Consider the following 10,350-nt stretch of genomic DNA (forward strand, 5'->3'; position numbering starts at 1 on the left):
GCAGGCAAGATGGTTGATGATCGCGGCGCCGTGTTCGCATTGCTCGACGATTGCGACGCGACGGCGGCGCGGCGCTCGAGCCGTCTCTACACGCGGTTTTTGCATGAACGGGTCTGCGCGGACGAGGCGCAGCTCGATGCGGTGTGCGCTGCCGTCGCGGCCGATCTGCGTCGTGGTTTGCACGCTGTGGTGCTGGGCAATTATGAGTTCGGCCGTCAGCTTGTACTGGAGCGTGCGGCAGAGACCTCCGGGTGTGCCGGGCAGCCGCGGCCTCGCGAGGGGTTGGCTTCGGGCCGCGATGAGGTTTCGCCGGGCGACGCTTCGCCGGGCGACGCCTCGCCTTTACCCGATAGCGAGTCGGTTTGTGAACAGAAAACGCAGTGTGGCGATGCCACGCTGCGTTTTTTATTGTTCGAACGCTGCGAGAAGCTCTCGCGTGACGAAGCCGATGCATGGCTGATGCAATGCGACGGCGGCGCCGCGCAGCCGTCAGTGGCCGGGACGGCTGGCGTGCGCAGCAGCGTCGATCGGGCGCAATTCGAAGCAGCGATCGGCGCGATCCATGAAGCGCTGCGGATCGGCGATTCCTACCAGGTCAACTACACCTACCGGCTCGGATTCGATGTTTTTGGCACGCCAGCTGGGCTGTACCGGCGTCTGCGGGAGCGGCAGCCGGTTCCGTTCGGCGCGCTGATCGCGTTGCCCGGCGACCGTTGGGTGCTGTCGTGCTCGCCGGAGCTGTTTGTCGAGAAGGCGGGGGCGAGGCTGCGCGCGCGTCCCATGAAAGGCACCGCGCCGCGTGCGCCGCACGACTCCGTCGCCGATCGGCGCGCTGCGGAATTTCTTGCCAATGATCCCAAGAATCGCGCCGAAAACGTGATGATCGTCGACCTGTTGCGCAACGACCTCTCGCGGGTCGCCGAGACAGGTTCGGTCAAGGTGCCGGCGTTGTTTTCGGTCGAGCCGTATGCGTCGGTGTGGCAGATGACGTCGACGGTGGAAGCGACGTTACGCGCGCGAACCTCGTTTGCCGACATGCTGCGCGCCTTGTTCCCCTGCGGATCGATCACCGGGGCGCCGAAGCATCGCACGATGCAGTTGATCGACACGCTCGAAAGCACGCCGCGCGGCCTCTATACCGGTACGATCGGCTGGCTCGACGCAGCGGCCGTAGCAGACGTAGCGGCCGCCCCCGGCTCCCCGGATCTGCCGGAAGGCTTGTCCCAGACGAGCGCTCCCGCTCTGTCCAACGCAACCCAGAACGCTTGCGGCGATTTCTGCCTGTCCGTCGCGATTCGAACCCTGGTGCTCGATGCGCCGGCGCGCAGCGCCGGCGAGCGCCGGGGCAGCATGGGCGTGGGTGCGGGGATCGTACTGGATAGTGTCGCTGCCGATGAATATGCGGAGTGCCAATTGAAAGCCAGCTTCCTGACCGATGCCGATCCCGGCTTTGAGCTATTCGAGACAATGTACGCGACGCATGAGGACGGCGTCCGGCACCTTGCACGCCATCTCGCGCGGCTCGCGACGAGCGCGGCATGGCTCGGTTTCCGTTTCGACGAAGCCGGCTTGCGGGCGCGCGTCGAAGCGCAGTGCGCGGAACTCCCGGCGGGAATGCCGCATCGCGTGCGGCTCGCGCTCGCCAAGAGCGGCGCCGTGCAACTTAGCGCTGCACCATTGACGCCGCTCGCCGACAGCGTAGTCGGCGTGCTGCTCGCACCGGATCACGGCTTCGCCGCGACCCAGGCCGGCGATGCGCTGTTGCGTCACAAAACCACGCGCCGCGCGGACTACGACCGCGGTTGGCGCAATGCGGAGGCGCTCGGCGCCTTCGACACGTTGTTCTTCAATGAGCGCGGCGAATTGACGGAAGGCGGCCGCTCGAATGTGTTCGTGAAGCTGGCCGGACGCTGGTGGACTCCGCCGTTGTCGTCGGGGGTGTTGCCTGGCGTGATGCGCGGCGTGCTGCTGGAAGATGCGGATCTAAATGCGGCTGAGCGTGTGCTAACGCGCGCCGACATCCTGAATGGCGAGGCGCTGCTCGTTTGCAACGCCTTGCGCGGCGCCGTGCAGGCGCGCGTCCTGTAGCGTACGGCGCGGCTCACATGAGCCGCGGTTAGTCCTGGTAGATCACACGCGTGCCGCAGTATTTCGACATGCGTTACCTCGATGGGCGACCGCGGCGGTCGCCCGGCAGCGATCTCAAAACGTATGTTCCGGTCCCGGAAACGAACCATCCTTGACGGCGCGGACATACGCCTCGATGGCGGCGCCGATGTTCGGCTGCCCTTGCATGAAATCCTTCACGAAGCGCGGCCGCTTGCCGGGGAAAATCCCCAGCATGTCGTGCAGCACCAGCACCTGACCCGAGCAATCCACGCCCGCGCCGATGCCGATGGTGGGAATCCGCAACTGTTTGGTCACTTCGGCGGCGAGCAGGGTGGGGATCGCTTCCATCACCAGCAGTTGCGCGCCCGCTTGCTGGACGGCGAGCGCATCGCGCAGCAACTGGCTGGCGGCGGCTTCCGTCTTGCCCTGCACCTTGAAGCCGCCGAACGCGTGCACCGATTGCGGCGTGAGGCCGATGTGAGCACACACCGGAACCGCCCGCTCCACCAGGAAGCGCACTGTATCGGCCAGCCACTCGCCGCCTTCCAGCTTGATCATCTGGGCGCCGGCGCGCATCAATTCCGCCGAGCTGGCGAACGCCGCCTCCGGCGTGCCGTAGGTGCCGAACGGCAGGTCGGCAACGACCAGCGCCGACGGCCGCGCCCGCACCACGCAGGCGGTGTGATAAGCAATCTCGGCGAGCGTGACCGGCAGCGTCGTGGTCTGGCCTTGCACCACGTTGCCCAGCGAGTCGCCAATCAGCAATACGTCGACCCCCGCGCGATCCAGCAGCGCCGCAAAACTCGCGTCGTAACAGGTGAGCATGGCGATCTTCTCGCCGGCATCACGCATCGCCTGCAGCTTCGGTACCGTAATGGCGTTGCGGCTCGTTTCCTGCAAATAGGTCATGAGGTCATCCGTTGAAGAAAGAGGACGGCGACGTCGCTTAAAGCGAGGTGCCTTTGACAAAGTATTCCTTGCGCCCGCGCATCGTCCCGATGCGCTCGACGAGCAGTGCAAGGTCCGCGTCCGAGTCGAGCGGATTCAGGTGTTCGGCGTTGACCGTCAGCACAGGGGTGCGGTCGTAGTGATAGAAAAACTCGTTATACGCATCGCACAGGGCGTGCAGGTACGCATCCGAAATCTGCAGTTCCATCGGTACGGCGCGCCGCTGGATGCGTGCGAACAGCACTTCCGGGCTGGCTTGCAGGTACACGACGAAATCCGGTGCCGGTGCCGCGCCCGGGTTGCCCGCTGCGCCCGCTCGGGGCGCCTGGGGATCGGTGCCCGCGTCGATGCGCCTCGCGAGCGCGCGGTACAGTTGCCATTCGTCTTCGGGCAGCGTGAGCCGCGCGAAGATCTCGTTTTTCTGCGTCATGAAATCGGCGATCAGGGGCGTACCGGACGCGTACAGCGCCATCACCTCCTGTGCCTGTTGCGCACGCTGCAGCGCGAAATGCAGTTGCGCGGGCAATGCGTACCGGGCGGTGTCGCGATAGAAGCGCTCGAGAAACGGATTGTCCTGGGGCCGCTCGAACAACGCGTGCATCGACCATCGTTCGGCCAGACGGCGCGCCAGTGAAGTCTTGCCGACGGCGATCGGCCCTTCAATCGCAATGTAGCGGAACGGCGGGTGTAGCTGAGGCGCCGTGACCGTCAGCGGGGAGGCGTTCATGAGCAAGGGCCTTTGGTGACCTTGGTGGCTTCCCTGTCGCCACCGCCGAGCGCATTGAGCACCGGGCACTGGCACGGCGATCTCATCTTTTCGATGCGCTGATCGGCGACGGCCGTGAGGAACGCGTCCGCGCGGCCGTGCTGGGGAATCGTGAGAGCCGGGTCGAGTTCGACCAGCGGCACCAGAGCGAACGCGCGCTCGATGAGACGCGGGTGCGGCACGATCAGATCGGGTTCGTCGATCGAGTGATCGCCGTAGAGCAGGATATCGAGATCGAGCGTGCGGGGCGCGTTGCGAAACGGCCGCTCGCGGCCGAAGTGCAGCTCGATCTTGTGGCACAGCGAGAGCAAATGCCGAACCGGCAGCGTCGTTTCGAGCTTCACGACGCAGTTGTAGTAGTCGTCACCACCCGCGTCGATCGGGGCGGTGCGATACACGCTCGACTTGGCGAGCACGGTGATGGTGTGCTGTTGAGCGAGGCACACCACCGCGTCTTTCAGGGTCTGGCGCGCGTCCCCGAGATTTGCGCCGAGGCCGAGATAAGCAACCGTCATGGCATCACTTCCTGCGACTATCGTTCGACGGCCCGCAACGCGGCCGCGTCAGTCTTCGTGCGAGCCGCCATGGCTCACGTCGTCTGCTGCGCGGTCCACGGCTGCACCGCCCTCCATTCCGTCGCCCGGCTTGCGGTTTCTGGCGCTGCTACTGCGCCGCCGGCGTTTCTTGGGGCTCCGGTCCCTCCCGCCTTGCGTGAGCAGCGTCTCGCGCGCAGCGGCGTCTCCGTCGATGAACTCCGTCCACCACGCACCGACCGACTCCTCGAGTTCGCCCGATTCGCAGCGCAACAGGAGGAAATCATACCCCGCTCTAAATCTTTGGTGTTCCAGCAGCTTCAGCGCGCTGCGGCCCGAACGTTTTTCGAGGCGTAGCTGCAGGCCCCAGATCTCGCGCATGTCCGACGAGAAGCGCTTGTGGATCGCCAGCTTCTCGGTCTGCATGTCGAGCACCTCGTCCATCGCGCGGTGCAGCGCGGGCACCGGATATTCGCCCTGCGCCTCGAATGCCTGCCAGCGCTGCTGCACGTCGTGCCAGAGCAGCGTGGCGAACAGGAAGCCCGGCGAGACCGGCTTGCCGGCGCGCACGCGTTTATCCGTATTGGTGAGCGCGAGCGTGATGAATTTCTCGCCATGCGGCTGTTCGAGCACCACGTCGAGCAGCGGCAACAGGCCGTGATGCAGGCCCTCCTGGCGCAGACGTTGCAGGCAGGCGAGCGCGTGGCCCGACAGCAACAGCTTGAGCATTTCGTCGAACAGACGCGCAGCCGGCACGTTGTTGATCAGGTCGGCCATCTCCTTGATCGGCGCGCGCGTGGCGTCTTCGATCTCGAAGCCGAGCTTGGCGGCAAAACGCACCACGCGCAGCATGCGTACCGGATCTTCGCGGTAACGCGTGGCGGGGTCGCCGATCATGCGTAACAGGCGGGTGCGCATGTCGGCCATGCCGTTGTGATAGTCCAGCACGGTCTGCGTGGCCGGATCGTAGTACATCGCGTTGATGGTGAAGTCGCGGCGGGTGGCGTCCTCGTGCTGCTCGCCCCAGACGTTGTCGCGCAGCACGCGGCCGCTCGCGTCGACGGCGTGAGTGCGGCGATCGAGCTCGTCGCGTTTGAGGCGCCGCGGCGGCGCCGCGTCGGCCGCGGGCGGATCGACGAGCGCACGGAACGTCGAGGTTTCGATGATTTCCTGGCCGAACTGCACATGCACGATCTGGAAGCGCCGGCCGATGATGCGCGCGCGGCGGAACAGCTTCTGCACCTGTTCGGGGGTGGCGTCGGTGGCGACGTCGAAGTCTTTCGGCGCGATGCCGAGCAGCAGGTCGCGCACGGCGCCGCCGACGATAAACGCCCGGTGGCCGGCCTGCTGCAGGCCTTCGGTGACGCGAATGGCATTGCGCGAGATCAGCGCGGGGTTGATGCCGTGCACATCCGCGGAAATGATCACCGGCGCTTCCGGATCGCGTGCGGCCTTGGCGGTGTCGCGCGCGGCGGGCTTGCGGCGCGGTTTGGCGGGAGTGGCATCGCTGCGGGCGGCCCCGGCTTGCGTGCGTGCAGCCTGGTCTGCTTCGGAGGGTGCGGTAGCGTCAGCGGGTGCCGGATCCTGTCCGAACAGTTTGCGGATAAGTTTTTTGATCACGTGGGTTGAAAGAGTTCTAGGATGCGCCAGCCGTGTGCTTGCGCGTGGGCGCGCAGCGTGTCGTCCGGATTGGTCGCGATCGGGTCGGTGACCTTTTCGAGCAGGGGGATGTCGTTGTGGGAATCGCTATAGAAATAGCTGTGCTCGAAGTCAGACCATGTCTTGCCGAGCGAGGCGAGCCAGGCCTCGGTACGGACGATCTTGCCTTCCTTGTAGCTGGGCGTGCCGGTGGGACGGCCGGTGTAGTCCGAGTGCGGCTGGCCGTCGACGGTTTCCGCTTCGCAGGCGATCAGCTTGTCGACACCGAACACGGCGGCGATCGGGCCGGTGATGAATTCGTTGGTGGCGGTGACCACGCAGCACAGGTCGCCCGCATCGCGGTGCCGGCGCACCAGTTCGAGCGCGGCCGGCACGATGGCGGGCTTGATCACTTCGTGCATGTACATCTGGTGGTACTCGGCGAGCTGCGTGCGCGAGTACTTTGCGAGCGGCGTCAGCATGGCGACGAGGTAGGCGTGAATATCGAGCTTGCCGGCCTTGTAGTCGGCAAAGAAGCGGTCGTTTTCACGCGCGAAATTTTCGGCGTCGACCATGCCGTGTTTCACCATGAAGCGGCCCCATTCGTGGTCGCTGTCGGTGGGGATGAGCGTGTGGTCGAGGTCGAAGAGAGCGAGATTAGCCATGGGGGCTCATTTTACTTGAAGCGGGTGAAACGGTTGCCGTTCTCAATTCTTCAGTGCCAGCCGGGGATGCCAGCATGGTGCGCAACAGCGGCAGGGTGACCGCCCGTTTCTGTTCGAGCGAGAAGCGGTCGAGCGCGTCCAGCAAGGCCATCAGGCTCGGCATGTCGCGCCGGAAGTGCGTGAGCAGATAGGCCGGCACGTCGTCGGCAAGCGCGATGCCGCGTTCGCGGGCGGCGTGCTTGAGCACGGCGGCCTTGCCTTCGTCCGGCAGCGGCGCGAGATGGAACACGAGACCCCAGCCGAGCCGCGTGCGCAGGTCTTCACGCACCGCCAGCCCGATCGGCGCGGCATTGCCGGCCGCCACCAGCGCGCTGGTGGGGTGGGCGCGCACTTCGTTGAAGAGGTTGAACGCGGCGATCTGCTGTGCGCCGGACAGGCCGTCGCAATCGTCGATCGCGTATAGCGCGATGCGCGGATCGAAGGCAAAGGCGGCGAGGCTGCTCTGCGGGCTTGCAAAGCGGGCGTGCCCGGGCTGCGCCTCATGGACCAGCGCCTGCAACAGGTGGGTGCGGCCGCTGCCGGCCTCGCCCCAGATGTAGAAGCTGCGGTCGGCCACGGGGCCGGCCGCAAGCGCGCCTTCCAGCTCGCGCAGCCGCGTGACCAGCTCGGCGTTGGCGCCGGCGAAGAAATTGTCGAATGTCGATGGCGGCGGGGTGCCGAGATCGAGCGTCAGTTGACGAAGCACAGTAGTAGAAGCCGGAAATGGAACCGCTAGCAGTCGGTGAGCGAGTTAGCCGGTAAATAGTCAGTTCTTGTAGAGCGTGCTCGACAGATAGCCTTGCCGCAGCTCGCGCAGGGCCACCGACAGGATCGCGCTAACGGGCAGCGCCAGCAATACGCCGAAAAAGCCGAACAGTTGGCCGAACGCGAGCAAGGCGAAGATCACGGCGAGCGGGTGCAGGCCGATCCGTTCGCCGACGAGGCGCGGCGTCAGGAAGAAGCTCTCGAGAATCTGTCCGACACCGTAAATGATGGCGACCGCGCCAAAACCGTACCAGTCGCCGAATTGCAGCAGCGCTGCGAGCAGCGCCAGCGCGAGACCTGTGGCATAGCCGATATAGGGAATGAAGACCGCCACGCCGGTAAAAATACCGACCGGCAGCGCGATCTCGAAGCCGGCGATGGTCAACGCGACCGCGTAGAACACGGCGAGTACGCCCATGACAAGCAACTGGCCACGCAGGTATTGCGAGAGCATCTGATCCATGTCGCGGGCGAGCTGCACGGTCTTGGCGAGCCAGCGGCGCGGCACGAAGCTTTCGGCGCGCTCGAGCATGCGGTTCCAGTCGTACAGCAGGTAGAACAGCACGAGCGGCACCATCACGACGTTGCCGATCAAGGTGATCATCACGTTGCCGCTGGTGCGGATCGAAGTCCACGCATAGAGCGCGACGGTTTGGGCGCTGCCTTCGAGCTGACCCATCACGAGGTCGCGGATGCTGGCGAAGTCGAGCGAATCGGCGAGGCCGAGCAGGGCGAGCTTGGGTTGCAGCCAGGCGCTGACGTGCGCGAACAGTACCGGCACCTGCTGCTTGAGCTGCGGGCCCTCCTTCTGGATCACCACCAGCACGAGCAGGATCATGATGGTGAGCAGGAGCGTGAAGACCAGCATCATCAACAGGGCGGCGAGGCCGCGCGGCACGCGCCGCCGGACCAGCCACGCAACGCCCGGTTGCAGGATGTAGGCGAGGATCGCCCCGAGCAGGAACGGCGTGAGCACTGGGCTGAGCAGCCAGAGCAGGATGCCGAGGCCGAGCGCGATGGCGACCCAGACGAAGGCGCGGCGCTGATACGGTGTCAGAATCGAGGAGTTCTGCTGCAAAATGGGTTTCCTGAGGTGTTGCGCGGGGAAAGTCCAGCCAGGCGGCCGGCAGCTCTGTATGGGACCAGAGTAAGCGCTAAAGCGTCAACTCTGGATCGGCATCGGGTAAAATCGCATTTTACCGACCTTCGAGCTCTTCCCCATGAATCAACCGAAATCCGCCCAGCATTCAACTGAGTCGGCCCAAGGTCTGTCGTATCGCGACGCCGGCGTGGACATCGACGCGGGCGACGCCCTTGTCGACGCGATCAAGCCCTTTGCCAAAAAGACGTTGCGTGACGGTGTGCTGGGTGGCATCGGCGGGTTTGGCGCGCTCTTCGAGGTGCCGAAAAAATACCGCGAACCGGTGCTGGTCTCGGGCACGGACGGCGTGGGCACCAAGCTGAAGCTGGCGTTTCATCTGAACAAGCACGATACGGTAGGTCAGGATCTGGTGGCGATGAGCGTCAACGATATCCTGGTGCAGGGCGCCGAGCCGCTGTTCTTTCTCGACTACTTTGCCTGCGGCAAGCTCGATGTCGGCACTGCCGCGACGGTGGTGAAGGGTATCGCACAGGGTTGCGAACTGGCTGGCTGTGCGCTGATTGGCGGCGAAACGGCGGAAATGCCGGGCATGTATCCCGACGGCGAATACGATCTGGCTGGTTTTGCGGTGGGTGCGGTCGAAAAGAGCAAGATTATCGACGGCAGCACGATTACGCCGGGTGATGTTGTGCTGGGTCTGGCTTCGAGCGGCATTCATTCGAACGGTTTTTCGCTGGTGCGCAAGATTATCGAGCGGGCGCAGCCGGATCTTTCGGCTGACTTCGATGGCCGCTCGCTTGCCGATGCGCTGATGGCGCCTACGCATATTTATGTGAAGCCGTTGCTGTCGTTGATGGAGCAGATTTCCGTGAAGGGCATGGCGCATATCACCGGCGGCGGGCTGGTGGAGAACATTCCGCGGGTTTTGCGTGCTGGCTTGACGGCCGAACTGGATCATCGGGCCTGGCCGCTGCCGCCGCTGTTCTCGTGGTTGCAGAAGCATGGCGGTGTTGCCGATGCTGAGATGCATCGGGTGTTCAATTGCGGGATTGGCATGGCTGTGATTGTCGCGGCTGAGGATGCTGATAAGGCTGTTGGGGTGTTGGCTGCCGCCGGTGAGCAGGTTTGGAAGATCGGTACTGTTCGGAATAGTGCTGAGGGTGAGGCGCAGACTGTGGTTGTTTGAGGCTTTTTTTTGCCTGTGCGGCGCTTTGGTTGTTGTTCTTGCTGTTTTGGCCTTTCCTTGCTGTGTTATTGGTTTATTCGCGTTGCCCCTGTGCGGGGCGGCACCTACTTTTCTTTGCCGCCGCAAAGAAAAGTAGGCAAAAGAAAGCGGGCTGACAACCGCTAGCTCTTAGGTGTCCACCACTCAGGCCGCCGCGGAGTGGTGCGCACGAGGACCGGCCCTCGCACCACCCTACTTAGTGACAAGGCACTCATTCGTTCCAGCGTTGCGCTGCGCGCCCCGCCGAGGGGCATAACGCTTTCTGCATACTCCGTAGGTATTCCAGCGATCTTTAGCTTGCCCGCTATCGGTACGGTAGCGCCGGCGGCGTGCCGACCGGTCAACCACGTCGCTGATGCCGAGTGCCAACCAGGTGAGGAGGAGTCCATCCCATTGTTCCTGGTGCCGCTGCACGACCGGACCATTGGCCTCAAACCCTGATAGCCCCCTTTCCCTGACAGGCCCGCTTTCTCAGGCAAACCCGCTTTCCCATGCAGACCCATCCGCGACGCACGCAGTGCGGAGTGGGGTGGATGAGCGCTGTGTCACTAAGGTGGGAA

General features: G+C 64.5%; 9 protein-coding genes. 2 read left to right on the forward strand and 7 right to left on the reverse strand.

What is annotated here, in order from left to right:
• Positions 1-9: 9 nt before the first annotated feature.
• The gene (locus tag AC1ECK_RS20030) at positions 10-2,088 is read left to right on the forward strand and encodes a chorismate-binding protein (protein ID WP_480321935.1); all 2,079 of its coding nucleotides are present in this window, start codon (positions 10-12) and stop codon (positions 2,086-2,088) included.
• Positions 2,089-2,202: 114 nt separating this feature from the next.
• Here the strand turns inward: AC1ECK_RS20030 and panB are convergent, their stop codons facing one another.
• The 7 genes from panB to AC1ECK_RS20065 are packed head-to-tail and all read right to left on the reverse strand — an operon-like array spanning position 2,203 to position 8,541.
• Positions 2,203-3,018, reverse strand: coding sequence for a 3-methyl-2-oxobutanoate hydroxymethyltransferase (gene panB, locus AC1ECK_RS20035; protein ID WP_480321937.1), 816 nt, complete (start codon positions 3,016-3,018; stop codon positions 2,203-2,205).
• A gap of 37 nt (positions 3,019-3,055) precedes the next feature.
• A complete protein-coding gene (locus tag AC1ECK_RS20040) occupies positions 3,056-3,784 on the reverse strand; it encodes a deoxynucleoside kinase (protein ID WP_480321939.1) in 729 nt (242 codons plus the stop codon).
• Positions 3,781-4,338, reverse strand: a complete 558-nt coding sequence (gene folK / locus AC1ECK_RS20045) for a 2-amino-4-hydroxy-6-hydroxymethyldihydropteridine diphosphokinase (RefSeq protein ID WP_480321941.1) — start codon at positions 4,336-4,338, stop codon at positions 3,781-3,783. The genes AC1ECK_RS20040 and folK overlap by 4 nt, the downstream gene beginning before the upstream one ends.
• A 48-nt stretch (positions 4,339-4,386) precedes the next feature.
• Positions 4,387-5,976, reverse strand: coding sequence for a polynucleotide adenylyltransferase PcnB (gene pcnB, locus AC1ECK_RS20050; protein ID WP_480321943.1), 1,590 nt, complete (start codon positions 5,974-5,976; stop codon positions 4,387-4,389).
• Entirely contained in the window at positions 5,973-6,659 is a 687-nt protein-coding gene (locus AC1ECK_RS20055) for a histidinol-phosphatase (protein WP_480321945.1), read from the reverse strand. The genes pcnB and AC1ECK_RS20055 overlap by 4 nt, the downstream gene beginning before the upstream one ends.
• On the reverse strand, positions 6,652-7,404 hold the full coding sequence (gene hda, locus AC1ECK_RS20060) for a DnaA regulatory inactivator Hda (protein WP_480321947.1): 753 nt from the start codon (positions 7,402-7,404) through the stop codon (positions 6,652-6,654). The genes AC1ECK_RS20055 and hda overlap by 8 nt, the downstream gene beginning before the upstream one ends.
• A gap of 60 nt (positions 7,405-7,464) precedes the next feature.
• Complete coding sequence (locus AC1ECK_RS20065; protein ID WP_480321949.1) at positions 7,465-8,541, reverse strand: AI-2E family transporter; 1,077 nt, start codon at positions 8,539-8,541, stop codon at positions 7,465-7,467.
• 142 nt (positions 8,542-8,683) lie between these two features.
• Between AC1ECK_RS20065 and purM the strand changes: the two genes are divergently transcribed.
• Positions 8,684-9,751, forward strand: coding sequence for a phosphoribosylformylglycinamidine cyclo-ligase (gene purM, locus AC1ECK_RS20070; RefSeq protein WP_480321950.1), 1,068 nt, complete (start codon positions 8,684-8,686; stop codon positions 9,749-9,751).
• Positions 9,752-10,350: the final 599 nt, after the last annotated feature.

Source organism: Paraburkholderia sp. SSBN10T, from assembly GCF_056619545.1.